The organism is Vibrio sp. SS-MA-C1-2, from assembly GCF_021513135.1.
GTDB lineage: Bacteria > Pseudomonadota > Gammaproteobacteria > Enterobacterales > Vibrionaceae.
Genome location: NZ_CP090980.1, coordinates 82,477 through 107,959, shown reverse-complemented (window position 1 = coordinate 107,959; position 25,483 = coordinate 82,477). Strand labels below are relative to the sequence as shown.

Annotated in this window: 24 protein-coding genes; 13 read left to right on the top strand and 11 right to left on the bottom strand. The window is 36.5% G+C overall.

Annotation, left to right across the window (positions count from 1 at the left end; all coding sequences use genetic code 11):
- Positions 1 to 4: 4 nt before the first annotated feature.
- Positions 5 to 991, bottom strand: a complete 987-nt coding sequence (locus L0B53_RS00530) for a D-alanine--D-alanine ligase (protein ID WP_235059369.1) — start codon at positions 989 to 991, stop codon at positions 5 to 7.
- A gap of 230 nt (positions 992 to 1,221) precedes the next feature.
- Here L0B53_RS00530 and L0B53_RS00525 point away from each other — a divergent pair, with 230 nt between their 5' ends.
- Both L0B53_RS00525 and L0B53_RS00520 read left to right on the top strand, forming a co-directional pair.
- Complete coding sequence (locus tag L0B53_RS00525) at positions 1,222 to 3,132, top strand: alpha/beta fold hydrolase (RefSeq protein WP_235059368.1); 1,911 nt, start codon at positions 1,222 to 1,224, stop codon at positions 3,130 to 3,132.
- A gap of 24 nt (positions 3,133 to 3,156) precedes the next feature.
- Complete coding sequence (locus L0B53_RS00520; protein WP_235059367.1) at positions 3,157 to 3,672, top strand: hypothetical protein; 516 nt, start codon at positions 3,157 to 3,159, stop codon at positions 3,670 to 3,672.
- 20 nt (positions 3,673 to 3,692) lie between these two features.
- Here the strand turns inward: L0B53_RS00520 and L0B53_RS00515 are convergent, their stop codons facing one another.
- From L0B53_RS00515 to L0B53_RS00505, 3 genes are all read right to left on the bottom strand, one after another.
- Positions 3,693 to 4,520: a DUF5718 family protein gene (locus L0B53_RS00515; protein ID WP_235059366.1), complete on the bottom strand. Its 828-nt coding sequence runs from the start codon at positions 4,518 to 4,520 to the stop codon at positions 3,693 to 3,695.
- A gap of 231 nt (positions 4,521 to 4,751) precedes the next feature.
- Entirely contained in the window at positions 4,752 to 6,029 is a 1,278-nt protein-coding gene (locus L0B53_RS00510) for an NRAMP family divalent metal transporter (protein WP_409202787.1), read from the bottom strand.
- Between the two features lie 266 nt (positions 6,030 to 6,295).
- Positions 6,296 to 6,907 (bottom strand): DUF2238 domain-containing protein, encoded by a 612-nt coding sequence (locus tag L0B53_RS00505; protein ID WP_235059365.1) that lies wholly within the window; start codon positions 6,905 to 6,907, stop codon positions 6,296 to 6,298.
- A gap of 254 nt (positions 6,908 to 7,161) precedes the next feature.
- Between L0B53_RS00505 and L0B53_RS00500 the strand changes: the two genes are divergently transcribed.
- The gene (locus L0B53_RS00500) at positions 7,162 to 7,770 is read left to right on the top strand and encodes a hypothetical protein (protein ID WP_235059364.1); all 609 of its coding nucleotides are present in this window, start codon (positions 7,162 to 7,164) and stop codon (positions 7,768 to 7,770) included.
- A gap of 128 nt (positions 7,771 to 7,898) precedes the next feature.
- On the opposite strand, the gene L0B53_RS00495 is transcribed toward L0B53_RS00500, so the two are convergent.
- The gene (locus L0B53_RS00495; protein ID WP_235059363.1) at positions 7,899 to 8,465 is read right to left on the bottom strand and encodes a hypothetical protein; all 567 of its coding nucleotides are present in this window, start codon (positions 8,463 to 8,465) and stop codon (positions 7,899 to 7,901) included.
- A gap of 388 nt (positions 8,466 to 8,853) precedes the next feature.
- Here L0B53_RS00495 and codB point away from each other — a divergent pair, with 388 nt between their 5' ends.
- Together codB and L0B53_RS00485 are read left to right on the top strand one after the other, a co-directional pair.
- A complete protein-coding gene (gene codB, locus L0B53_RS00490; protein ID WP_235059362.1) occupies positions 8,854 to 10,101 on the top strand; it encodes a cytosine permease in 1,248 nt (415 codons plus the stop codon).
- Between the two features lie 13 nt (positions 10,102 to 10,114).
- Entirely contained in the window at positions 10,115 to 11,389 is a 1,275-nt protein-coding gene (locus L0B53_RS00485) for a cytosine deaminase (protein ID WP_235059361.1), read from the top strand.
- Between the two features lie 176 nt (positions 11,390 to 11,565).
- Here the strand turns inward: L0B53_RS00485 and hemF are convergent, their stop codons facing one another.
- The 5 genes from hemF to L0B53_RS00460 form a co-directional block, all read right to left on the bottom strand.
- Positions 11,566 to 12,468 (bottom strand): oxygen-dependent coproporphyrinogen oxidase, encoded by a 903-nt coding sequence (gene hemF / locus L0B53_RS00480; RefSeq protein ID WP_235059360.1) that lies wholly within the window; start codon positions 12,466 to 12,468, stop codon positions 11,566 to 11,568.
- 603 nt (positions 12,469 to 13,071) lie between these two features.
- Positions 13,072 to 13,395: a hypothetical protein gene (locus tag L0B53_RS00475; RefSeq protein WP_235059359.1), complete on the bottom strand. Its 324-nt coding sequence runs from the start codon at positions 13,393 to 13,395 to the stop codon at positions 13,072 to 13,074.
- A 1-nt stretch (position 13,396) separates the two neighbouring features.
- Complete coding sequence (locus L0B53_RS00470; protein ID WP_235059358.1) at positions 13,397 to 14,980, bottom strand: 4Fe-4S dicluster domain-containing protein; 1,584 nt, start codon at positions 14,978 to 14,980, stop codon at positions 13,397 to 13,399.
- 50 nt (positions 14,981 to 15,030) lie between these two features.
- Positions 15,031 to 16,131 carry a CDC27 family protein gene (locus tag L0B53_RS00465; protein ID WP_235059357.1) on the bottom strand — a complete coding sequence of 367 codons (1,101 nt, stop codon included), beginning with the start codon at positions 16,129 to 16,131 and terminating at the stop codon, positions 15,031 to 15,033.
- A 306-nt stretch (positions 16,132 to 16,437) separates the two neighbouring features.
- Entirely contained in the window at positions 16,438 to 17,337 is a 900-nt protein-coding gene (locus tag L0B53_RS00460) for a LysR family transcriptional regulator (RefSeq protein ID WP_235059356.1), read from the bottom strand.
- 281 nt (positions 17,338 to 17,618) lie between these two features.
- Here L0B53_RS00460 and L0B53_RS00455 point away from each other — a divergent pair, with 281 nt between their 5' ends.
- From L0B53_RS00455 to L0B53_RS00420, 8 genes are all read left to right on the top strand, one after another.
- Positions 17,619 to 18,092: a copper chaperone PCu(A)C gene (locus L0B53_RS00455; RefSeq protein ID WP_235059355.1), complete on the top strand. Its 474-nt coding sequence runs from the start codon at positions 17,619 to 17,621 to the stop codon at positions 18,090 to 18,092.
- A gap of 9 nt (positions 18,093 to 18,101) precedes the next feature.
- On the top strand, positions 18,102 to 18,701 hold the full coding sequence (locus tag L0B53_RS00450) for a NapC/NirT family cytochrome c (RefSeq protein WP_235059354.1): 600 nt from the start codon (positions 18,102 to 18,104) through the stop codon (positions 18,699 to 18,701).
- Positions 18,702 to 20,375, top strand: coding sequence for a DUF1566 domain-containing protein (locus tag L0B53_RS00445; RefSeq protein ID WP_235059353.1), 1,674 nt, complete (start codon positions 18,702 to 18,704; stop codon positions 20,373 to 20,375).
- A gap of 53 nt (positions 20,376 to 20,428) precedes the next feature.
- Positions 20,429 to 21,520, top strand: coding sequence for a WD40 repeat domain-containing protein (locus tag L0B53_RS00440; protein ID WP_235059352.1), 1,092 nt, complete (start codon positions 20,429 to 20,431; stop codon positions 21,518 to 21,520).
- A 63-nt stretch (positions 21,521 to 21,583) separates the two neighbouring features.
- The gene (locus L0B53_RS00435; RefSeq protein WP_235059351.1) at positions 21,584 to 22,147 is read left to right on the top strand and encodes an SCO family protein; all 564 of its coding nucleotides are present in this window, start codon (positions 21,584 to 21,586) and stop codon (positions 22,145 to 22,147) included.
- Complete coding sequence (locus L0B53_RS00430) at positions 22,144 to 22,629, top strand: TlpA disulfide reductase family protein (RefSeq protein WP_235059350.1); 486 nt, start codon at positions 22,144 to 22,146, stop codon at positions 22,627 to 22,629. The genes L0B53_RS00435 and L0B53_RS00430 overlap by 4 nt, the downstream gene beginning before the upstream one ends.
- A gap of 58 nt (positions 22,630 to 22,687) precedes the next feature.
- On the top strand, positions 22,688 to 23,023 hold the full coding sequence (locus L0B53_RS00425; RefSeq protein WP_235059349.1) for a cytochrome c: 336 nt from the start codon (positions 22,688 to 22,690) through the stop codon (positions 23,021 to 23,023).
- A gap of 9 nt (positions 23,024 to 23,032) precedes the next feature.
- Complete coding sequence (locus L0B53_RS00420; RefSeq protein ID WP_235059348.1) at positions 23,033 to 23,977, top strand: LysR family transcriptional regulator; 945 nt, start codon at positions 23,033 to 23,035, stop codon at positions 23,975 to 23,977.
- A gap of 208 nt (positions 23,978 to 24,185) precedes the next feature.
- On the opposite strand, the gene L0B53_RS00415 is transcribed toward L0B53_RS00420, so the two are convergent.
- On the bottom strand, positions 24,186 to 25,475 hold the full coding sequence (locus tag L0B53_RS00415) for a flavodoxin domain-containing protein (protein WP_235059347.1): 1,290 nt from the start codon (positions 25,473 to 25,475) through the stop codon (positions 24,186 to 24,188).
- Positions 25,476 to 25,483: the final 8 nt, after the last annotated feature.

The following is a 25,483-nucleotide window of genomic DNA, read 5'->3' as shown; positions in this document are numbered from 1 at the left end:
TAACTTAAGATTTAATCGCCTGCTCAAGAAAATCTTTAAACTGATGACCATTATTTTCCATTAGTTTTGGAAACATTGAAATCGGTGTCATACCTGGGAAAGTATTAATTTCATTCAGTAAAATTTCCCCCTCTTCCGTTAAAAAGAAATCAATACGAGAAAGATCACTTAATTTGAGTTGAGTGAACGCGTGCCTTGCTGCTTTATCAATAATCGCTAACTGCTCATCGGTTAGATTGGTCGCTTCAAGTACGGTTGAAGAGTGACTATCTGAACTATATTTCTCTTCATAACTATAAAATGCATTATCTGGAGAGCAAACTTCTCCGGGTTTTGTGACGATAAGTTTTCCCTGAAATTCATAGGCTGCAACTTCTAATTCGCGGGGTGTCACTGCCTTTTCAATCAATACTTGCTCAGAGTAATTAAAAGCTTCGTTAATTGTTGGAACTAACTCAACTAATTCCTCTACACAATAACAACCAACTGAAGAGCCTTGGCTTGCCGCTTTAACAAAAACCTTACCCCATTGTTCAAAAAAAGCCGTCGCTTGCTTTATAGATACATCACTCTTATCACTTAAAAATAAATAAGGCGTATTATCAATGTTTACAGCGTCAAACCATAACTTTGAACTGATTTTATTAAAACAGAGCGTACTCGATTCAGCATTACAACCTAAATAAGCTAAACCGACCATGTCAAACAGTGATTGTAAATCTCCTGTCTCACCGGGAAATCCGTGAATACAAGGAATAACATAATCAATGGCATATTTTTCACCATCAGAAAGATTTAGCATTTTATTCATATCAATAAAACAACTTTCACCCGAAGCTAAAGTCCAACTTCCATCTTCAATTGTTACACGTATAACAGAGATATCATCAATTAATAACAGTTGACTCTCAATGTAGTCAGCCGAGAGTAAAGAAATCGAATGTTCTGCACCACCGCCACCACATAGCAATAGAATTTTTCGTTTAGTCATTGTTAGTCCTTGATAATTTAGAGCTGGATAGTAAACAATCTACAGTTGTAATGTCGTTAATAATAGCAATATTAAGATTATAATAAAACTATCAATCAGTTAATCCTTTTAGTCTTATTAAATAGTTTGCAATTTAACTGTCCATTTTTACAGCTGTACGACAATAAAAGTATTTTAATTTTTCTACTATAATGATTATTAATAATATTAGTTACAATAAGGTTTAGATCATGGGAAAACACTTTGCGATAGATCGACATAGTTTTGATTTATTAGAGCTCTTTGAGCAAGATGTTGACAAAATTGCATTAGTTGTTGAAGGTGGTGGACAGAGAACTATCTTTAGTGCAGGGGTGTTAGATACATTCTTAAAAGCAAACTTTAACCCATTTTCACTTTTGATAGGTGTCTCTGCTGGTTCACTTAACATCGCCTCATATCTAACTGGAGAGCTTGGACACGCATATGATGTCATTACGAAAGTTACTCGTCATCCTGAGTTCTTTGACTTTAATAAATACATTATGCGTAAGCAAGGGATGAATCTAAATTTTTTAATCGACCAAACCGAGAATACCTATCCTCTTCAGTGGGATCAAGCCAGAGAACATTTAAAAAATAAAACATTTTTGGCAGCCGCATCTCATGCACACTCATTAGAAACTCGTTTTTTTAACTTAAATAATATTTCTTGGCAAGATGCCCTAAAAGCATCAAGTTCGATTCCATTTGTTAGTACTGAACCGACAATTATTGAGGATCAACCCTGGGTTGATGGCGGTGTTTCTGCAGCAATTCCTGTTGAAGAAGCCTATAAACAAGGTTATAAACACATTGTTGTCATTCGGAGCATACCTGCCGATGAAACCCATAACCATGAATGGGTTCGTTTTTTGACTAAAGTGAATAAACTTGGAAAAAGTATTCCAATGATGGCAGAAATGCTACTCAAGCATGAAGAGAACTACCGACAAAGCCAAGCCTTTTTAAATAACCCACCGGATGACCTCAATATTTATGAAATTCACCCTAGAACTAAACTTGCATCTAGTGTTTTAGGATCATCTAAACGAGAACTTCATGAGGATTACAAGCTTGGTAAAAGAATGGGGCAACTATTTTTAGCGACAGTAGCAAAAAAATTGCACTTAAAACAGGACTCCCAAGTAACTAAAACATTTCCTTTAATTACCCACGAACATAACTTGATCGATAATATCCGTGATCACATTAACTTTTTATGGAGCTCCGCAACCAAAGGCTCATTCAAAGGTGTCGATAATATCGAGATCAAATGGATAAATGTTAACCCAAGAAATAATAAGAATACGATCGTTATTGTTAATGGGCGTAATGAAACTTTCTGGAAGTATCAAGAGATAATTTTGGAGCTGAGTGAACATTACAACGTTTACGCTTATGACCATCGTGGACAAGGTGAATCAGAGCGATTTACAAATGACCCAGAGCTTGGCCATGTTGATGACTTCTCTGATTATGTCGTTGACCTTTATATGTTCATGGAAAAAGTAGTCAATCCAACTATTGAAGGTAAATGTTTCATTCTAGCGCACTCAATGGGTGGGGTCGTCGCAACAAAATACCTTGCTCTATTTGAAAATAACATTACAGCGGCTGCATTATCGTCTCCAATGTTTGGAGTTGCGATGCCAAAAGCGATGAAATTAGTTCGCAAGCAAGCAATGGGTTTGATGGAATACTTTTCGAGAACACCTAATTATGCATTAGGCACCCATCAATATAAAAATGAACCTTTTGACGGTAATGTATTAACTCAAAGTAAAGTTCGTTATAAATTATTTAGAGAGATATACAACAAAAATGAACACTTGCGATTAGGTGGCCCTACTATACGTTGGATTAATGAATCAATTAGGGCTGGTGAAAAGTGCATTAAAAATGCTCACAAAATTAAAACCCCCATTCTTATATTACAAGCAGAACAAGATACGGTGGTAGATAATCGAGCACAAGATCGATTTAATGAACGTTGTTCAACTAGCCGTATCTTTGAAGTAAAAGAAGCGTTCCACGACATATTAATTGATAAAGATCAATGTCGTCACCAAGCAATTGTTAAGCTATTACAGTTTTTTAATAAAGAGAAATTTAAACATTAAAAAATTCACATAAAGAGGTTAAATATGGTTTTTATGCTGTTTTTTCTGTTCATGCTTTTTTTTACGGAGCTATCTCTCCAAGCAAGTGAGTTGAGTCAGCATAATTCACACCATAGACATACAATAGAAAGAAGCGCCTTTGCTGCTAATAAACCGATTTCAACTATCTATTATCATCCAGTTAATAACAAATTAAAGGGGATGCGATATTTTGTACTTTCTATTGACCACGATGCTAATAGACAAAAAACGCTTTATTTCAATTCGGTTGATACCAGTAAAAATAGTTGTGCTCTATCCAGCCAAAGTCATCCCAGCAAATTAATTAAGGTTAATAACGTTATGGTGCGTTTCACGGCTCTTTGCAAGAAAAGCTTTGTCGGAGAAACCTATTATCATTACCGAGTAAAAAGTCAATCAGGTTTAAATTATCTTGTTGAACAATTGAAAAAGAAAAAAACCGTCACATTTGATTATGACGGCCTAAAATTAACGTTTGATGCTCAAGGTTTTCAGAGCTCTTGGAGAAACTATCGATAAATATGAAAGTTAACTCATCGTTATATTACGTTTTGGATTAATGCTGATATACCTTCAACATCAAGCGTATTGTTGATGACTCGTTGTTTAATTTGTTGTTCTGAATGAAGTAAGCCATCATAAACCACAACGATACTCTTATCACCTGTCTGTAAAAAATGACTAGTGCCATATTCAGTATAACGGGTTGCACCTATACTAATAACCGCTTGCTTAGGGTAATCGGCTTGTTGAATTAAAGAGTAAATATTATTCATTGGACCAAAATCAGCTTGATTATTCATTTTATCAATAATCCAATTAACTAATTTTTGATGAAAATAACTATAACCTACAACAGGACTATCAACCCCATAGTCATGAGTTTGCCCTTCTCGTTGATGAAAACATGCAATTCTAAATCTATCTAATTTTTGACCTACATCTATTGAGGCTAATTCAATGGTTGTATCAGATATTCCTTTAGTTTCAGGACCCCAATTTTTTTTCTCGCAAATCTTTTTTGCCCCTGGCTTACGAATAGAACAGTCATTATAAGCAGCAAAAGCAACAGGTTTTAAAGCTGATACCATTTTTTCGTGATATTCGATATCAAAGATAATCGCGACTTCTGGTTCAATTTGTAAATTATCACTATTATCTGTCGGCGTATTAATGGTATTTGATGAGAGAGGATAAGTAGAGAGGAATCCTGCATTTTGGGAAGGAATATAAAAAGGAAAAATCGCCTTAGGTTCAGTGGATTCTTGTACTTCAACCACTAAAAAATCATTTGCTTCACCAGCTTGCTCTAAATGTCCGGCAAAATTCCCCGCAACACCTAACCCAATCATAGATTTATAGTTCATTACTCATCCTTATTACTGACTCAATATAAACACTGAATTTTAAAATAAAGAACAAAATAAACGATGTAGTGATGATAAAGCAATTTATTCCGACTAACTTTGTGATCCTAAAGTGATTATCACAGATATTTAAACATTAAACTTACAAGTCCAACGCAAGATAATAACCTCCAAATTAATTAACTTAATTTGAGGGTTATTATAGTTTGCTACCTTGTTAGTTAAAATACATTACATTAGGAATTTCCACCAAACAAAGAGCAGTAAAAATCCAAATAGATAAGCTAATCCAGCCCAAGAAAGGTACTTAAGCCAAGGCTTAACCGCTAAATCTTCTGGTAAGTTAGCACGGCTCACTAACATATAATTAAGAAGTGCAAATATCGGTGTTGTCATAAAAGCAAGAACCATTGCAAAATCTAACATTGGCATTAATGCTGAAGTGAAGAAACATAAAATAGATAACGCTAAACCAGAAACAGTCAGCATCCAGATATTAATATTCTTACGATGATTAAATTTTTTCTTAGTAACTAATTCCGTCGCTTCTGCAAGCGCTCGAGAATAACCATCAATAACCGTCAATGTCGTTCCTAACATACAAAAAAATGCAACCAAAGCAATCAGGTAACGAGACCACTCACCGATAGTTGAAGCATACATGCTCACTAATTGGTGAGAGTAACCAATACCGGAGGTTTTAAGTTCTACACCATTACCATGCAACACCAAAGCCCCTAGTGATAAAAAGACAATCGCAAGTAAAGCTGTACTTATGTAACCGATATTGAAATCAATTAATGCTGATTTATTGGTAACTTTTTGCTCTTTACGCTGACTCTGTAACCACAATGAGGTTAAGCATGAGATCTCAATAGGTGCAGGCATCCATCCCATCATCGCGACGAGAAAACCAAGAGAAGCTAACGTCCAAGGTGATGGTGATTGATAATCTGCAGGGGCAACCGCACCATTATTAAAAGCAATCAAGACAGCTAATACCGTAGCGACCACCAGCATAGCCATAATAACTTTTGACACACCATCTAATAGCTTATAGTGACCAAGTCCCAACATCGTTAAAGAGCCAACTAAAATTGCGCCCGCTAGCTGAGTTAATGGAATCGTCCAAGGTAAAAAATAACCTAATAAACTCGCAGTAAAAAGTAAAACCGCAGCTGTGTTAACAATGGCAGCAAGAGTATTTAGCGAAGCAAAAACCCAAAGGTATCCTCTCCCCATCTCACTATAACCTTGTTGTAAACTTTTTCCTGTCCCCATCGTATATTGCACACCGGCACGGAAGAAGGGGTATTTGAATAAATTAACAAGTAAGATCAGTATCGCTAACTGCCAACCATAAATTGCACCCGCTTTTGTCGATGCTATCAAATGTGATCCACCGATAGCGGCTGTCGCCATCAAAATACCAGGACCTAATGATTGAATAAATTGTTTTAATTTACCGCCAGTATTGGAAGTATTATTGCTGTTTACCATTGTTGTCATTACTTCATCCTTGAAATATGGATATTGAACATACCCTTTGTGTTACTTTTGTTATAATAAAGCATACTTTCCCTTAATTTAATAACAAAATAAACCCCAACATATCCACAAATAATAGAATATATTGCCAATGATAAATTTTTAAGTGATTACAACTACTGTGGCACGCCTCTAACTCTATAGAAACGAAGTAGAGTTAAAATAAAAACCATAAAATATTATTTTTTCACAATAAATCAGATGTTAATTTCACCTATAAGTAATAATTAATATGATAATTCTTGAATTTGAGATGATTGAATCTTTTTAAAGAACAATACAAAACAGATTGCACCAATTAGTGCCATGAACATGTCAGACTGCGTATCCCATATATACCCTTGTGTACCAAGAAACTCATCCGCCCCCTGACCGATAGCAATCGCCACCCACCATTCAATTAATTCATAAAACGCACTAATAGCCAGACAAAATGTAACAACAAGCACATTTAACCACGCTTGACTATTAATGGTTTTATTTCTCGTAAAGACTTCCATCGCAATCGCTGCGGGAATAAAACCTTGCGCAAAATGGCCAACTTTATCGTAATTATTTCGCTCCCATCCCATTATTTGAGAAATCGTGTCAAATAGAGGAACTTCGGCATAAGTGTAATGCCCACCCACCATCAAAATGATGGAATGTATTAAAATCCATATGCAGGTGAAATGGGTAAATTTAAATTTATGATAGATCCCAATAAGGATCAATACCCCGATGATTGCCGGTACGACTTCTAAGAACCAGGTAAATTGATCTTTGGGGTTAATACCAGACCAAATTAACACAGCCAAAAAGATAATGATGAACTGCATGTTAAATTTATTTAGAATCATTTGTATTCTCTTTCAGTATCGTGATAAAAATTATAGCCGAAAAGTTTTTTATTTTGCTCATGCATTCAACTCTTTTAATACAAACCACCAAATAATGAACATTGTCTCAACAACAAGAACTTTGCTATTCAAACTATTTTATGACGTATAACTGACTCCTGACGACTGTCAAAGTGACTAATTTTTGAGTTTATTATCGCAATTATTTGAATATCCACTATCATGATTATAATCAACTAGGTTATGAGATGAATATGTCAAATATAATAAAAAATAGTCAGACAATTAAGAATAAATGGTTTAATCAATTTGTTACAGACTCAATTGACCCAACAGAAGCAAGTATAGAAGGACTTGCTCGTTTCAATCATTATCAAGAACTAGAGCGTTTTTCCTACCAAATCCCCATCAAAAAGCAAACAAACACATTAAATCAGCCACATTCAGAAAATGATACTTCATATAATTTTTATCCCGTAACCGACAATAGATTGATGATCCGATTTGTGATGATTCTAGCTAAGAAATGGGAAATTCAAAACGAAGCTCAAAATTCAAAGGATAGTGAATTAATCACGGAGTTTTTGACGCAAATGATGATAGAGTCAAACATGCCAATCGAGCTTTATATCTCAACAAAGGATGGAGCACTATCAACAACGGCGGTTACTGTCACAACAGAAGATGGAATGAGCATCTTTGATGTTTTCTCGATAGAAAATGGAGATTCAAAATTTTCTGCAGAATCAGCGATGTATCGTTTCCTGATCAACAAACAAGCACCAGATGGTAAGTTGATTGGAGCATTAAGTGATTCAGCATCGAACCCTACTTTACTTAATTTAGGTTTTGAAGCTATATAATAGAATCACCAAAGTTAACGGTAGGAAGATGACAAAAATCAAGAAGGCCAAGTAAAAGGTTGAAACTTTTCCTTGGCCTTTTTGAAGGGTAACAAATACGGGGTCAAAACAAATTAATTGAAAATATCTTACATTACATCGCTACTAAAATCTGTCGTCCAATAGTTAACACCTTGAATTGTCGCTTGTAATGCAGCCCCCATAGTATTGACTTGATAGGTTTTTATTCCATTAAAGTCAGCAGATTGAGTCGCACTTGCTTGCCCCCCATTATCTTCATATTTGGCACTGGCTTCAGCCCCACCCGAAACATCAAACTTATCCGTTTTAAAACGAGTTAAAGTCGCTCGATCTCTAAATAGAAGCGTGTAACCGACTTGCTTTAAACCAATCCCAACACCTGCTCCCGCGGTAGCAAAACGAAGATAACTTGTATTACCTCGTTCTTTTAATACACAAACACCGCCTCCAGTACTAATAAAGAAGAGATAGGTATTATTACCAAAGCAGGTCATGCGAGCATAAGACTGATTAAAGTCCCCTTTTGACCATTGATGTTCTTTGTAAATTTGTTGCTCTACATTTGCAGCTGCCTTTCTTGCATTTGCTTTTTTCTGAGCTGGTGAATTCCCTTTCGCACAACTAGCAAGTAACAAAGCGGTTAAAATGACTGCACTTATTTTTACTAATTTCATGATCTTTCTTATTGGATAAAAAACAGCATATTTTACCCCTGTTTTAAATCAGACAACAAACTGTATATTTCAATTTTGACAAAATCATCACAAACATCGACTAAATAGCTAGAGTTTATAATCAATGGCAAATTTGCTCACTTAACGACTTTTTTAACAATTTTATATACAAAGTAACCGTTTGCCTCTCGTCATACCAGTATCATTAATAATTTTTATATCTAAATAAACCCCTATAAATCAATTAATTAATATATAACAATTAAAATTAAGCGATTTGATGCATAATATTTAGTTGACAGATTTATTTATAAGATTAAAATGCCGCCCGTTTGTCTATAAAACAGAAAAGAAAATAAAAAATACAACATGACTAAAGGTGCAAAAAATGTCACAAGATAATGATTATAGTTTAGGGCCCGTACCCAAATCAGCAAGAAAAGGAACCATCTCCTTAACGCTGGTGATGTTAGGGTTGACATTTTTTTCAGCAAGTATGTGGACAGGGGGAGCATTAGGAACAGGGCTCAAATACGATGACTTTGTGCTCGCAATTCTAATTGGTAATTTAATTCTCGGTATCTACACTTCCATTCTTGGTTACATCGGCTCCGCAACTGGCCTCTCTACTCACCTCCTCGCTCGATTTTCCTTTGGCTCTAAAGGTTCTTGGCTTCCTTCATTTCTTCTCGGTGGAACACAAATCGGTTGGTTCGGTGTTGGTGTGGCAATGTTTGCTATCCCCGTTCAACGTGCAACGGGTATAGATATTAATACTCTCATCATCGTCTCAGGTCTCCTTATGACCGTTACCGTTTATTTCGGTATTTCTGCCCTAATGATCCTTTCTACTATTGCCGTTCCAGCGATTGCCATCTTAGGTAGTTATTCAGTTCATGAAGCAGTCAATAGTGTTGGCGGGCTTGACGCATTAAAACAAATCACACCTGAACATCCATTAGATTTTTCAGTTGCTTTGGCAATGGTTGTCGGTTCATTTATTAGTGCAGGTACATTAACTGCAGACTTTGTACGCTTTGGTAGTAAGCCAAAACGTGCAATCTTCGTTACCATGATCGCGTTCTTCATTGGTAACTCATTGATGTTTATTTTTGGTGCTGCAGGCGCTTCTGCAACAGGCCAATCTGATATTTCAGAAGTGATGATTGCACAAGGGTTACTGATTCCAGCCATTATTGTTTTAGGTTTAAATATCTGGACAACAAATGATAATGCGCTTTACGCTTCTGGTTTGGGTTTCTCAAACATTACAGGCTTACCAAGTAAATATATCTCCATGGTCAACGGCATTATCGGGACCATTTGTGCACTTTGGTTATATAACAACTTCGTAGGTTGGTTAACTTTTCTTTCAGCGGCAATCCCGCCTATCGGTGGTGTCATTATTGCTGATTACTTTATGAATCGTAAACGTTATCAAGACTTTGCCAATGCCGAATTTAAAACTGTAAATTGGGCTGCAATTATTGCCGTTGCAGTCGGTGTTGCCTCTGGTAAATTTATACCGGGCGTTGTTCCATTAAATGCCGTAATCGGGGGTGCTATCTGCTATATTATCCTAAACCCGATTTTAGACCGCATTACAGCCAAAAAATCTACTAGCGAATTAGCGTAAGGAGCTATCTGTTATGTCACAACTATTAATTAAAAATGTACATCTACGTGATCAGAGTGGGCTTTTTCAAATTCTTGTTGAAGACGGTAAATTCAGTGCGATTAAATCCAATGATGAAGTATTTGATTTTAATGGCAAGGTGATAGATGGTGAAGGTGGATTAGCAATGTCACCTTTCTGTGAACCACATATTCACTTGGATACAACACAAACGGCAGGTGAACCGAGTTGGAACCTCTCGGGTACCCTTTTTGAAGGAATTGAACGTTGGGCTGAGCGTAAAGCGACACTTTCAATTGAAGATGTAAAGCAACGAGCTAAAACCACCTTAAAATGGCAGATTGCTAACGGCATTCAACATGTGCGTACTCATGTCGATGTATCAGATCCAACCTTAACTGCATTAAAAGCGATGGTTGAAGTCAAAAAAGAGATGGCACCCTGGGTAGATTTGCAGATTGTTGCATTCCCACAAGAAGGGATTCTCTCTTACCCAAATGGCCACCAGCTAATGGAACAAGCGATTGAAATTGGTGCTGACGTTATTGGCGCAATTCCTCACTTTGAATTTACTCGTGAGTATGGCGTTGAATCACTACATTATATCGTTGATTTAGCACTGAAGCATGATTTACTCATCGATGTGCATTGTGATGAGATAGATGATGAACAATCACGCTTTGTTGAAACTTTAGCTGCTCTTGCTCATAAGCATGAGATTGGCCATAAAGTTACCGCGAGCCATACCACTGCAATGCATTCATATAACGGTGCTTATGCTTCACGTCTATTTCGCTTATTAAAAATGTCGAACATTAACTTTGTGGCAAATCCATTGGTTAATATTCATCTTCAAGGGCGATTTGATGACTACCCTAAGCGTCGTGGTATTACTCGCGTAAAAGAGATGTTGGCAAGCGATATTAATGTCTGTTTTGGTCATGATGATGTTTTTGACCCTTGGTATCCACTTGGCACAGCAAATATGCTGCAAACGCTTCATATGGGATTACATGTTTGTCAGATCATGGGTTATGAGCAGATCAATGACTCTCTTGACCTTATCAGTACTAACTCAGCAAAAACCTTAAACTTGCAACAGTACGGTTTAGAGTTAGGTAACCCAGCGAATATGATTATCCTAGCGGCAGAAAATGGTTTTGATGCAGTACGTCGTCAAACACCAGTACATTACTCTATTCGCCAAGGTAATGTTATTGCTAAAACTGAGCCAGCAAAAACAGAGATCCATCTAACAGAAACAGAAAACGTTAACTTCAAGCGTTAATTGAGGTTTCCTCAGTTTTAAAGTAAACAACTAGTTTTAAAGTAAAAACTAATCTTACGGTAGACAAACTACGCTTAAGATACATGAACAAAAAAGCCAACTTCGCTATGATCAATAGCACAAGTTGGCTTTTTTATTGTTCAAGAGTCTATTCCAAGCTTACTGATAAAGAATAATTACAACCATTCACGACATTCGCTGACTGACTCAACTAATGCTTGCTGAGCGGGATCTTGTGGTTCTAAATCATCATAATGCCAATTTACTTTAGGAGGCATAGACATCAAAATAGATTTTGTTCGCCCTTTTGATTGGATTCCAAAAATAGTTCCTCGATCTTGTAATAGATTAAACTCAACGTACCTACCACGACGAAATAACTGAAATTCTCTCTGTTGTTGGGTATATGGGAAATCTTTGCAACGCTCAACTATCGGTAAATAAGCTTCCGTAAATGCGCCACCAATTGCTTTAATAAAATCAAAGCTACGCTCAAATCCCCATTGATTTAAATCATCGAAGAATAACCCGCCAACGCCACGATGTTCATTTCTATGTGGGAGAAAGAAGTAATCATCACATTGCTGCTTATACTGAGCATAAACATCGTCACCAAAGGGTTGACAAGCGGTTTGACACACTTGATGAAAATGAACAACATCTTGTTGATAGAGTTGGTAAGGGGTTAAATCCAAACCACCACCAAACCACCAATGATCTTTACCCTCTTTATCGGTCGCACAAAAGAAACGGATATTGGCATGGCTAGTGGGTACATGTGGGTTTAGTGGGTGGATAACTAAAGAGACACCCATTGCAATAAAAGGCAAACCCACTAAATGTTGACGTTCTTTTGTTGCCGCTGAAGGTAATGCTGGCGCAGAAACAGATGAGAAATTGACACCCGCACTCTCAAAATATTGTCCATCCCTTAAGATAGAAGTTTTCCCTTCTCCTAATTGACTTTGCCACTGATCAATTTCAAACTTAGCTGTAGGTTCATGATTTTCCAACCCCGCAATTATCTGCTGCTGTAAACTCAGCAAAAATTGTTTTATCTCTTCTGTTTTAATTGCCATTAGATTTATCTAGACCTTTAATAAAATCCCGAATTAATATGACATGTCACTGTTAATGATACGTCTTTCCCTACTCTTTAGTATGCCACTTTTTCTCTAAAAATCTAATTAACAATTTATTGACAAACACCAGAACACACAATGTTTATGTCATGGCTCTTATCCGAGCTCGAGTCTCTGGCAATATAACTTCTCTCAAGGAGCTTCTTCAACGATTATTGGCATTTTTGCTCTTTGGGGAGTATCTCAAATTATTCTTGGGCTAATTTATTTAGCCGCAGTTATTCGTTATCGCTCTCTTATTCCTATGCTCTATTTATTAGCGGTTTTTGAATATTTAAGTCGAGCATGTGTCGGCCATTTCAAACCCGTAGAGCTTATCGGAACAGCACCTGGAGGAATAATAAATCTCCCCGCAGCAGGGTTATTTACTGTCATATTTTTACTTTCAATATGGCGGAAAAAACAGGCAAAAACTAAGAGCCTTTAGTTTTTTAATTGAAGAAATTGATTAAAAATGCAGATATATAGAATTTGTAAAAAAGTCAGCATTATTCATGCTGACTTTTTATAAGACAAATTTTAATTAGGTACTTATGCCAATTAACTATTTTGACTTTTTTTTATTTTATTACGTAACCTTAGAATCAAATTGAAAATAGCAACGCCACTAATTATTAATGTTGTTCCAGCAAAGCCAAGAAGATACCAACCCGCATTTCCTTCATGCTCTCCTAATAAAACAAAACTTGCATTAATAGTTAATAGAAAACTAAACCACCAACTAATTACCAATGACCATTTCCACCAATTCATGTGTAGATCATATTCATCAGCCCAAACATTAGCTGACTGAATAATAAAAAGTTGTGCTGCACCTAACAACATCCAAAAAATAGGATCTAAAATTGTACTTTGTGGAAACATATTAAAACCCTCCCCAATTACCGTCATATTCCCATGTTTTTTCTATATCAAAATAATTTTCACTACGCATCCATTCTGGAGGTAAGTGGTATGTCGCATCTTTGCCACCATTCCATTTCGGATGGAAAGCTTGAGGATCGGGGTAATAAAAGAAATTATGCTGCATGGCCAACAATGCATGTTGAGTTATATGCGTTGGGTCCCTAGGATCTATCTCTTTTATTGCAGCATGAATCCAGTTATTTTTTCTTGTATATGGACATACTGCGATACAAACTCGACACCCACGCCCCCCTTCTGATTGAGCTGTATTCCAAAACTTCCAACAACTATCCTGATTAAAGTTGTACTTACGGTAGCCACGTACAACAACATCAGGTTGGTCTGCTTTAGATATTGACCCGCTAGGACAAGCATCTGCACAAATTTTACAATTAACACAGAACTCTTTCATATTAAGATCGATAGGTTTATCAAGCTCCATATCAAGATCAGTAATGATCCCAGCAATACGGATGTTTGCCCCAGTTTCTGGACACATCATAATCCCATTTCGAGTAGCTTCACCCAAACCAGCAGCAATTCCATGTGGAGGAAGAATAGTTTCATAGTCAGTAGAAGGTACTTGTACTCGCCCTGCGTACCCTAACTGGCCTAAAAACGCTTGCATTTTACCAGAGATCATCCGTAATTTATGATAAGCTTCAGCCGATGTCGAATAACCAACAGAAGCATAGGTTGAATCCCAATTCATTGGTACTCCAACAATGATCATATTTTTCCAATGCTTTGGTATTTCATCTCCCCAACTATCCATTCCACGCATCATTCCTTTAAACACCCACTCTGGATGAACCTTGGTAATGCCGACAAAACTTGCTCCAAATTTATGACTAATTTCTTTAATCAGATCTGCTGCATGTTTAGAAGATTTAAAAGGCATTGGATCTCGGTCTATAGGAATTAACGCACGATCAGCAAGATCTGGATGCCCAACAGGTGGAATTGGAAATGTAGAGGGTACAGGTTTATCAAACACCTCTCTTGCCGTCATAGTTGATAAATGTTTTTTTGTTAAACCTGCATTTGCTATCTTTTGAGCTGCAGTAAAAGCCCAAGAAATAGCAAACTGATTACGCTGCTGATCTAGGTTAGACAAACGTTCTGAGGACTTAATAAAGGCCTCTTTCATATCCGGCCAACGTTCAGGGTGCTTCTGATAATAACTTTTTACACGAGGATCTGGAATATTAGTAAAATCGTCAGGTACATATCCTTTCTTAATTGACTTGCTTAATGATATATGACGATTAAATAGAAAATCTCCCCACTCAGGGCGCTCTAGATTTCCTTCTCGAATTAAAGTCGGAGCTACATCTACTCTAAACGGTTCTCGATCAAAAAATTGATCGGCACCCGCCTCTGTTCGACCATAGCCTACATTTGCATCAGGATCTTGCCCTTGCACATAACCTGTCCCGCATACAGCACCTATCGTTCCAACAGTCGCAGCCGCACCACCAAACTTCAAAAAATTACGCCTTGAATGACTTTTTAATTTATTTTTATTATTTTCCACTGTCATTATTTCCTGCTTATTGATTAAGAAATTAATTAAAAAAATACGTGTGAATTTTATTCAATTGTTAAAATTGGGATCAGCTGCTTGGCTATATTCTGAAATTCTTCTTTATATTCAACTTTTGCTCCAGGCCACAATTTAGACAAAGAAATAAATGAGTCATGTGCGGCCTGCCAGTTCTCTAGTTGATAATTAGCAATAAACTCATACTCAATAAATTGAGGCTCAGTTTCATCTATTTCCCTTAAAGGAGGCAGCCTATTTAATGCTTCTTGCCAATTCCCTAACTGTATTAACGCATCAACATAGATATTTAACATATCAAGGTCTTCATAACCCATATTAAAACAATAATTTACAACACCACATACTTCAGTTGTTTTTCCTAACTTACTTTTAATCGTAATTAAAAACTTTAAAGCATGAAGATTGTTCTTATCTCTGTCTAATAGTTCAAGGCATACCTCTTCAGCAAGGAGAAGCTGATTAGTTTCCAATAGGGAGCGAATTAAAGTTAAGTGAGTAGCAGATAATTGTGGATGGTAATCCACCTCTTTTTTCAAAAATAAAATAGCTTCTTCATGACGTTCCAGTTTTTGTAAACAATAACCAATATTTAGATTTGCACCTAGATAATTAGGTTCTATCGCCAAACACTGGTGAAATAATCCAATAGCACTATCAGCATTTTTATTTAACATCATTAAATAAGCATAATGAAAATAAGCGGATGCAGACTGATTATCAATTTCAAATGCTTTTTTATAAAGTTCACCAGCTTGCTCGGTGTCACCCATTTGTTGAATGATTCGGCCTTTTCGCACTAACACCCAGCTTTCACCTTGAAATTGAGCTAAAAAAGAAACACTAATTAAAGCCAAACGTGGAAGTTGCCACTGAATAAAATACTCTAACCACTCTCCAAGCAATAATGGCGAGGGTGTTGTGGATAGAAATGCATTGAGGTGCTCCTCTGTAATAGCTTGAATTGCTTCACGTTCTAACCAAAAATAATGTCCACCAGTATCTAATTCTGTTAGCAGAAGAGATTTCATCTGAGTAGCTTTATTTTTTACTTTATCTTCAGATAAGAAGAAACCCTCAAAATATTCTTCGAAAGTTTTGTTTAACTGTTTAATTAATTCTTCTGTCATTATGATCATTACTGACCTAATCCCTAATATTCCTTAATTTAAATCTAATAAATTTAAATTAACTAAAATCTATTTATAAGATTAGTATCTATGAAGGAGTAACTAAACCATTGATTAAGATCAACCATTAACATTCACTTAGGTTATAGTCATTATACCAATAAAGTATACCCACCAAATATCTTATATCACAAGTAATAAGAATTGCTATTAGGCGACAAGATAATGAGACTCCACGAACATATATACTGCATGACTCATTGCAGCCAACAATCTAACTACACGCCAAGTAGGAAGGGGATATTGTCATTTCAAAGGTAATGAAGAGTAAAGCTTAGTGAACTCATCCATAAAGACTTTAAAACGTTTCGGGGTGTGTGCATTCTGCTTGAAGATAAGATACATATGCTCTTCATAAAACCAATGACCATTAAATAATTGGATCAAACTTCCCTCTTCGACTCCTTGAATTGCTTTATGGTTAGAAATCAACCCAATGCCAAATCCTTTTTTTACTAATTCAATCGTAATATCGACAGAGTCTGCTGCCATCAAACCATCAACATTCAATTCTACCCGATCTGAATGACTATTCTCTAGCACCCAAATACGTTTATTATCTGTATCATTGGTTTTGGTTACACATAAATGTTGTTCCAGATCCGTGATCTGTTGCGGCACGCCATAAGCATCAAGGTAGCTTGGTGAAGCATAACAATAGCGTCGATATTTAGGTAATGGTTTGGCAACAATCGCATCTCCCGGCGGTAAAAATGGGGCGATCATAATATCCACTTCATTCAATGAATTCAGTGTACTTGGTATCATTGTTTTAATATAGAGCCGAACTTCGGGGTAACGCTGATGAAAGTCGGCAATAAAATAGTTAACAAGAAAAGAGCTCATTGGATGTAAACAACCAATACGAATAATCCCAGAAATATCCTGCTTCTCATTTTGTACTCGCTCAATGGTTTTTTCGATTTGCGCTAATAATTTATACGCTGAGTCCAAAAAAATCTCACCTTGTGGGGTCAAACAAATACTCCCACCACTACGATGAATAAGCGTAACCGATAAACTGTTTTCTAATGATTTAATTTTTCGGCTAAGTGTCGGTTGACTAATTTGTAATATTTTAGCGGTTTCTGTGAAATTTAACTTATTTGCCAGCATCACAAACATTTTAACAGCTTCAATATCCATTACTTCCTCACCCTATTAGTCATATCAAACATAACCTCTCAAATACCTTAAAAACAATAAAATGTCATTGAAAAAAAACACTATTGAATCTTTTATTGATCTCAAACATGGCTATTCATTTTTTGAATAACGCTTATGTAAAACCGCATATATCGATGATAAATCAACAATATATAATCATCAAATAACCATTAATACCTATTTATGGGGACTTTTACTGAATCAATACCTTATTGATCCAGTTTTATCATTTGCAGGGAAAATTTCAAAAAAGGAATAATATGAAAAAAATTCTTGCCACATTAGGATTGCTCGCATCCTTTAATAGCCATGCAGGTCTTGAGTTGACTCACTGCCTGATCGCAGAACCCGCACCAAGCTCTACTGTCACCGGTATCTTTTTTGATATTAAATTTAATGTCACCGATGAAATAGCAGCTTTAAGACTACCTTCTCAAGAGTCTATTCAAGGCGCTAGTATAGAAGGATTGGCATCTTCTGTCGAAATACATGAAACCATGATAGATAAAGGTGTCATGAAAATGAATCGTCTAAACCAATTTAAATTACAACCTAATAAGACGCATCATTTCCAAAAAGGCGGCCCACATTTAATGATTCGAGATTTCACTAAACGTCCCGTCGCAGGAGAGGAATATACATTACGCATCTGGTCAAATTATATTGATGAGCCAACCTGTATTGCTAAGGTCGTCAAATCTTCTGAAATACCCGTTAAAAAAATGCTGAAATAGAGAATGATAATGAAATTATTACATAATATAAAAAGAAAAGTTATCTCTCTCATTTTCCTTGTCGGTGTTTGTGCTGGACTGCTAGCTGCACTACCTGCTACCGAGGTTATCCATAAGTTAAGCTCTAATGAGTTTTGTAGCTCATGCCACACTATGGAGCCGATGGCAGAAACTTTTAAACTCTCTGTTCATGGTGGTAATAACGCTCAAGGGTTTGTTGCAGAATGTGTAGATTGTCATTTACCAAAATCTAATATTATTGAAGAGCTTTACGTTAAAGGCACCTCAGGCACGCGGCATCTTTGGGGAGAGTATGTATTAGGCATGAAGCAGCTTGATTATGAAGAACTGCACCCAAAAAGAACAGAATATGTTTATGATTCTGGTTGCGTGAATTGTCATAAAGATCTTGAACGTCGTGCATTAAAAGCCACAGCTGATGGAAAAGTATCTGACTGGACTCACAACCTCGCCTTTAAAAATAAAGCTGAAGATCCACAATGGAAATGTTCAAGCTGTCACTACGATATTGCCCACCCTCATTTAGAAAAAAACATGCGTGAAAGAGCAGAAGAAACGATGCGCCTAACTGCTGTTGGAGAGTTATAAATGAAAACCAAACCTTCAAAACTAGCCTTAGTGATAACTGCATCACTACTTTCTAATTTTGCTTTTGCTAATGAAGTTAGCGTAAACCAAGATATTGATAATGGGCTAGAGGATTATACGATTAATCGTACCCTTGCAGATCTTTCACCTAAGGAGTTAAAAAAAGCCAGTCGTGAAGCATTTATCTGCTATCGCGCTTGCCATAGACCCGCGAAAGAGGAGGTTCCTGAAACCTTAAGCCCAAAATTAGACGGACTTTCTGCACAGTATCTCTTCGACCAGTGGGCCGATATGGATAATATCCGTGTTTCTGGTCTATCAGCTCAAATGAAAGAGTTCGTCTACGTTTATTCTCGTAAAGAAATGGCCGATATTTCATTAGTGCTGAGTAGTCGCAAAATGAAATATAGCCCTGATCCTGATGTTGTTGGTAGTGACTTATGGCAACAAGGAAAAGAGAAATATGATCAGTCATGCAAAATGTGTCATGGCGAGCAAGCTGAAAGCAAAAATGAACTTTACCCATCATTTAAGGGGCAGATGCCAGCCTATATCTTTGAGCAATTAAAAGAGTACCGAGATGGTAATCGAACAAATCGCGATGCGCCAGTTATGCAGCCTTTTGCCAAAATGTACTCAGAAGAGGATTATAAGGCAATTATCGCTTATGTAACGGGCCAAAAACTTAAGCTGATTGAACGTGTCGAATTTATTACCGGCATTGGTATGCCTGCAATTAAAGATTTTGTCTTACCTGATACTGGTCAAATTCAAGATTTTACCGATGTAAAAGGTGAAGATTCAGATTATATTGGGGAACAACCAACATATACCGTTTCTCAATCAGGAAAAACCGTCTTTGATGAGAATACCAAGTTAACATGGGAGCGTGACTCTTCTCGCATCTGGATGACTGCATTAGAAGGGAAAGAGTATTGTGCAAGCTTAGAGCTTGATGGCTACGATGATTGGCGCTATCCCCTGATCAAAGAACTGCATACGATTACCGACTTAGGTGAGTTCCGACCAGCAATTGATACGAAGGCATTTTTAAATATGCCCCGTCAAAGTTCAGGTATCTGGACATTCCCTGTCTCTAATCACCCTGATCATGCTTGGCATATTGGTTTCCCAGATGGTCACACGATGGGACAACATACCGCTTCAACCAAAATGACGCGTTGTGTTCGCGCAGATAATGGTGCCGCTTACCATAATATGAATTTTGTTGATAATCACGACGGTACTGTCACCGAAAAGGTTACCGATAGAATGTGGCAACAAAGTATCGATTATACTCGCCGCAAATGGGAGCCATCGATTCAATATTGTGAAAACCTAACATTAGCGGGTTATGATGATTGGCGTCTCCCTGACTTCAAAGAGCTTTTATCAATTGGTAATTTTAATAAATTTAACCCATCCATCGATGAAGAGTTTTTCCCTAATACGCCAATTAAATATCTATTTTGGTCGAGCTCGGCAAAAGTAGGTACTGAAAATGCGAACTTCCGTCCATTACCGCCAAGAAAAATGGATCAACCGATTGAAATGCATGATCTTCGTGGAGAAGCAGGCGGTCGTGAACGTTGGGCTGTCGGTTTCCAACTTGGTGCAGGTTATGGTTTAAATGAAAATTTAGATATGTACACTCGCTGTATTCGTAACCCTTAATCATTAATATGACAGGAAGCCCTTTATTGGGCTTCTCTGTTTTAGGATTTATTATGAAACCTTTCTTTTTTTCAATTCTATTCACTTTTATCACTTTCAATGTTTATGCAAGTGAAGAAGGTCGGTACGATGATGGTGCTCGCTGGGCATTTATTTCTGATGCTAACAGTCCTAATATTGCTGTTGTCGATACGTTCAATTTTAAATATCAAGACACGATAAAACTCAAAGCCATCCCCACACACCTTGTCGTTTCTGATATTCAAAATCTTCTTGTTTATATTGATGGGATACACCCTACTGTCTTTATCTATGATTTAGTGACTAAAAAGCACAGTACAATGCCATTAAAAAAGATACCTAATGAGATCTTATTCCACCCAGATGGTGCGCAGATGGCGATTGCAAGTAGAGATCAGATCGAATTAATTAAGCCTTTAGAGCTTGAATTTATCGATACGATTAATGATATATCGACACCATTTAGCATGAATTATGATGATGGAGGATATAACCTTTATATCTCAGAAAGTAATACCGGAAAGACCTTAATCTATCGTAATCATGATAAAAAGCGTTCAATTATCCAAGTTGGCACAGGTAACGTGTCAGATATCACTCTCTCTCCTGACTCTCGTTTAGCGCTTGTTTCACAATATAAAGATAACTCAGTCGTTGTTTGGGATCTGTCAATTGAAGCCCCATTTGGCACATTCCACTTTGATTCAACGCCTTACCGACCTTATGTCAGTTCAGACTCAGAACATATAATTATTGCCGATGAACAAGGTAGGGCAAAAGTCATCGAATCTTGGGGAGGAGAAACCATTCAAGAGTTTCAATTAAAAGGTTCACCAGAGTCAATTAGAACAGGATGGATTGAAACAATGGGAATTATTGAATCTTCAGGGCACTTAGATATCTTTAATCTCACCGACCACTCAATTAACTCTATTAACCTGCAACATGACTTAAAAGAAATGGTCGTTGTTTCCGATTCAAAAACACTGTTTGCGACTCAAACCGATTCATCAAAACTCTTTGTTTACGATATTAGAGCAAATAAATTACGAAAAGAAATTAGAACCGGCTTAACACAACCAAACTTATTAGCGATGGGAATTACTAATACCGTTTGTCATTAACCCCATCATTTTAAGATCGTAATCATAATAATCTGATAGATAATAAATATAATAACAAGGAAAATGATGACTCGTATATTTAAAGCTCTGAGCATATTCACTCTTTTTTTAATCAGCCAGATTGCAATCGCTGCACCGCTTTCATTTACTTTACAAGAACAAAGTTTAGGTCAAGTCACCGAAAAAAATTGGCCTGAAAAATATCTTTTAATTGGAATTGGTTACACCAGTTGTCCCGATATTTGCCCAACAACCGTGATTGATTTAGCCACATCCGTGAATAAACTGGGTGAGTTAGGAGAAAAGGTTATTCCTATCTTTATTTCAGTCGATCCTAATCGAGATACGGTCGCTAACTTAAACCAATATGTGAAATATTTTGATCCTAAAATGGTCGGTTTAACAGGAACTCAGCAACAAGTAAAAGCAGCAACAAAAGAACTGAAAGCAACTTATGGATTCAGTTTAGAGGGTAAGCCAATTTATCCACCATTACCAAAGCATTATGAAGTGTATCACTCGAGTTATATCTACCTATATGGTCCTGACCGTAAGTTAATCGATGTCTTTGGTTATGGTGAAGGAGGAAATAAAATTAGTCTGAAGATCAAGGAACATCTTCAATGAAAAAAACACTAAAGTTCTCTTATTTACTGTTCTCCTTCCTCTTACTGGTATCAGGAAATAGTTTGGCATCTAACTGTCCGACACCAGAGGGATTTCAGCCTATTAAAAAGGGGATGGTTTGGGAAAACACCACCAAACAGATAACGCTCATTAATCTCTGGGCGGTATGGTGTCCTCCCTGTTTAAAAGAGTTGCCGATGCTAGATAAAGTCGCCTCTTATGACTCATTTTCGGTAGAGGCAATACATCTAGGTGACAACCCTGAAGCCATCGATACTCGTTTTAAAGATCTGAACATTACTCATCTTAAAAAAAAGATAGAACCAGAATATAGTCAGCTGCAAAAATGGGGATTTCAAGGCTTACCTGCGACAATGGTTGTCATTAATAACCAAGTAACTTTTACTTACTCTGGATATATCAAACATGGCAGCCATAAAATCAGTCAATGGTTAAACTGCTTAGCCAATGAACAATCTTAACTATTTACTTCAATGATTTTTGACTAAATAAAAACAACTAAAATATAAGAGCCTTATTATGTTAACGAAAATTCTAATCAGTTTTTTGCTTTTTTTTACCTCAAACGTGTTAGCAAAGGATGATATTGATATAGGTAAACAGCTTTATTTATCTCCAGGGAAAGGAGGTTGTATTAACTGCCATGGAGAAAATGGAAACAAACCTGTTATGCCCATGTACCCTAAAATTGGAGGTCAATCTGAAATGTATCTCGCTAATCAAATGCGAGATTACAAATTGAAAAAGCGAAAAAATGGATTATTCATGACTATGGAAGTGGCAATGGCTCATTATAGTGATGACGATATCAATCAGATTGCGGCTTATCTTTCATCCGTAGAAAATACCCAATAAGAATTAAAAATGGATAACTTTCAATTATATAAAACTGACCTCAACCAACTTTTGATCTTAAAGTTAATCTTAGAGCAAAAGAATTTGACTCACACAGCGTACTCATTGGGAGTATCACAGCCAGCAATAAGCCGCACATTGACGAAACTAAAACAGCATTTCAGTGATGATCTTTTAATCCGGAATAGACAAAGTTATAGCTTGACGCCATTTGCCACACAGTTACAACCCAAACTGAAAAAACTCCTTGAGTTAAGCCAAGAGTTACAAGTTAAAACTGAACTTAATCTTGCCACCTGCCAAGGAACGTTTGATATTGCCCTGCTCTCCATTTTCTCTTCAGAGCTTGGAATCCGTATCATTGAAAAAGTACGTAAATATGCCCCTAATATCACGCTCAAAATCCATGAGTGGGATAAATACAGTTTAGAAGACCTAAAAAGCTTAAAGATTGACCTTGCTGTTGGACATGCCAATCAACATTATTCAATGTTAAAACAGCGGCATTTATTAGAAACATTCCCATCTTTTGCTGTATTTAATCAACATCCTTTAGCAACAAAAGAACAAGTTACTTTAAATGAGTTATTTGATTTCCCCCATATCAAGTTCATCGTTCCGGGCTTTGAACGTTCACTAGAGAACGAAATTGATTTCCATTTATCACCTAGAAACGTCATATTAGAGACATCTAATTTAAATCTTGCTATCGATACATTTTTAAAAGCTAAAGATTTAGTCATTAACAAAGCCAAATACTTTCCTGCATTAATAGAATACAAAGAACAACTTAAATTTATTACTATTAAGAATTTAGAACAACCACCAGCGATGGACTTACATCTATTATGGCACAGTAATAACCAATCAGATTTAGCTCATCAATGGTTGCGTAATCTCATTTTTGAAGAGAGCCAAGCATTATTAGATGCCTACTCAATGACGACTCAATAAGAAGTAAAGTTAAACTTCATGTAATTATACCTTTCTTACTTGAAGTTGCTAGCTTGCCGCCTACTAGCAATTCCAATTACTTTGGGTGTAGATGTAAAGCAACTAAGAATAGCTAACCGGAATGCGTAAACCTTTTATTTAATTAAAGTGTACTTTGTCGTTAATCATTTAAACAACAATCAAAAACCACAAAGTACACACGTCTTATTTAATAGAGCTCAAACACTATCTGCTCTTTATCGATAAGGTTCTGATAAAACTCTTTTGCTAAAATAGGATCATGGAAACGGTCTGATAACCCATCAATAATAATATCCGATATACTCTGTTTTAAATGTGTTTGTCCGCAAATATAAAGTAAGGCATTTTGATTAACTAACCAGTTCAACACTTTTTCCTGCTGCTGTTTAAGAATATCTTGGACATAGATTTTATCTTGTTGTTGACGAGAAAAAGCAAGATCAAGATGAGTTAATATCTCTTGCTCTTGTAAGTCCCTCAAATCATCTCGATAATAGAAATCTTGTTCAGAGTGTTGATTACCAAAAATAAGCCAGTTTTGAGTTAATGAATGACGTTCTCTTAAAAGGCAGATCATCGGGGCTATCCCAGTCCCTGTCGCCACCATTAATAGTGGTTGTTGTTGTTTTGGTAAGACTAACGAACCTTGAGAACGATGAGTGACATGAATACTTCCCCCGACTATTAATTGATTAATTAAATAATCAGAACAGCGTCCCACTTTACTTTCACCCTCTTCTTGGTAAACCACTTTACCGATACAAAGTTCCACACCATCATTTAATGCCGCTGAAATAGAATATAACCGTTCTCGCGTCTCATTCGGTGGTGTAATACCAATTAAATCACCCGCTTTAAACGTCGTCGATTGATCACTCAACAAGTTTAAACGATAAGCTCCGCGATCAGGGTGACATTTGGTACTGTGCAACATTTGTCGTGCTTTTAACGTCATCTGTAATTGATTGGTTAAATTTGGAGATGATAATGGTTGCTCATTTCCTGTTAACGTCATAAGCCATGACTGCCAAATTTGTTCAGGGGCACCGTCGACCATGATAAATTGTTCTTCAGTGATTGCACCTAAACGAGCAAACTGTTGATAAAATAGCTTTCCAGCCTCACAATACTTATCATAATGACGATCACCTAACGAAAATAGAGTGACTGGCGTTGATAAAGCCCCTTCTCTTTTTATCAATTTGTCATAAAAACTAATTCCATTATCGGGAATATCACCTTCCCCACAAGTGCTAACAAAAATAATAATTTGTGAATAGTTATCAAGTTCTTCAACAGAGACTTGGCTTAAAGGAAGACAACTTATCGTTTGTTCATCGATGTTTAAAAGTTCAGCGCTTCTTAATGCTAAATCTTTTGCTGTTCCCGTTTGACTCGCATATGTAATTAAGATGTCACCTTGTTGATAAACAGGGCTAAAAAGTAAATTTTTTAAGAAGAAATGTAATTTATTCATTGTTAACA

Coding starts and splice junctions, on each gene's coding strand:
- L0B53_RS00420 (WP_235059348.1), top strand. CDS start 23,033: ATGGATAACTTTCAATTATATAAAACTGACCTCAACCAACTTTTGATC.
- L0B53_RS00530 (WP_235059369.1), bottom strand. CDS start 991: ATGACTAAACGAAAAATTCTATTGCTATGTGGTGGCGGTGGTGCAGAA.
- L0B53_RS00445 (WP_235059353.1), top strand. CDS start 18,702: ATGAAAACCAAACCTTCAAAACTAGCCTTAGTGATAACTGCATCACTA.
- L0B53_RS00435 (WP_235059351.1), top strand. CDS start 21,584: ATGATGACTCGTATATTTAAAGCTCTGAGCATATTCACTCTTTTTTTA.
- L0B53_RS00450 (WP_235059354.1), top strand. CDS start 18,102: ATGAAATTATTACATAATATAAAAAGAAAAGTTATCTCTCTCATTTTC.
- L0B53_RS00505 (WP_235059365.1), bottom strand. CDS start 6,907: ATGATTCTAAATAAATTTAACATGCAGTTCATCATTATCTTTTTGGCT.
- L0B53_RS00455 (WP_235059355.1), top strand. CDS start 17,619: ATGAAAAAAATTCTTGCCACATTAGGATTGCTCGCATCCTTTAATAGC.
- L0B53_RS00465 (WP_235059357.1), bottom strand. CDS start 16,131: ATGACAGAAGAATTAATTAAACAGTTAAACAAAACTTTCGAAGAATAT.
- L0B53_RS00495 (WP_235059363.1), bottom strand. CDS start 8,465: ATGAAATTAGTAAAAATAAGTGCAGTCATTTTAACCGCTTTGTTACTT.
- L0B53_RS00485 (WP_235059361.1), top strand. CDS start 10,115: ATGTCACAACTATTAATTAAAAATGTACATCTACGTGATCAGAGTGGG.
- hemF (WP_235059360.1), bottom strand. CDS start 12,468: ATGGCAATTAAAACAGAAGAGATAAAACAATTTTTGCTGAGTTTACAG.
- L0B53_RS00460 (WP_235059356.1), bottom strand. CDS start 17,337: ATGGATATTGAAGCTGTTAAAATGTTTGTGATGCTGGCAAATAAGTTA.
- L0B53_RS00525 (WP_235059368.1), top strand. CDS start 1,222: ATGGGAAAACACTTTGCGATAGATCGACATAGTTTTGATTTATTAGAG.
- L0B53_RS00430 (WP_235059350.1), top strand. CDS start 22,144: ATGAAAAAAACACTAAAGTTCTCTTATTTACTGTTCTCCTTCCTCTTA.
- L0B53_RS00475 (WP_235059359.1), bottom strand. CDS start 13,395: ATGTTTCCACAAAGTACAATTTTAGATCCTATTTTTTGGATGTTGTTA.
- L0B53_RS00515 (WP_235059366.1), bottom strand. CDS start 4,520: ATGAACTATAAATCTATGATTGGGTTAGGTGTTGCGGGGAATTTTGCC.
- codB (WP_235059362.1), top strand. CDS start 8,854: ATGTCACAAGATAATGATTATAGTTTAGGGCCCGTACCCAAATCAGCA.
- L0B53_RS00510 (WP_409202787.1), bottom strand. CDS start 6,029: ATGACAACAATGGTAAACAGCAATAATACTTCCAATACTGGCGGTAAA.
- L0B53_RS00440 (WP_235059352.1), top strand. CDS start 20,429: ATGAAACCTTTCTTTTTTTCAATTCTATTCACTTTTATCACTTTCAAT.
- L0B53_RS00415 (WP_235059347.1), bottom strand. CDS start 25,475: ATGAATAAATTACATTTCTTCTTAAAAAATTTACTTTTTAGCCCTGTT.
- L0B53_RS00500 (WP_235059364.1), top strand. CDS start 7,162: ATGTCAAATATAATAAAAAATAGTCAGACAATTAAGAATAAATGGTTT.
- L0B53_RS00425 (WP_235059349.1), top strand. CDS start 22,688: ATGTTAACGAAAATTCTAATCAGTTTTTTGCTTTTTTTTACCTCAAAC.
- L0B53_RS00520 (WP_235059367.1), top strand. CDS start 3,157: ATGGTTTTTATGCTGTTTTTTCTGTTCATGCTTTTTTTTACGGAGCTA.
- L0B53_RS00470 (WP_235059358.1), bottom strand. CDS start 14,980: ATGACAGTGGAAAATAATAAAAATAAATTAAAAAGTCATTCAAGGCGT.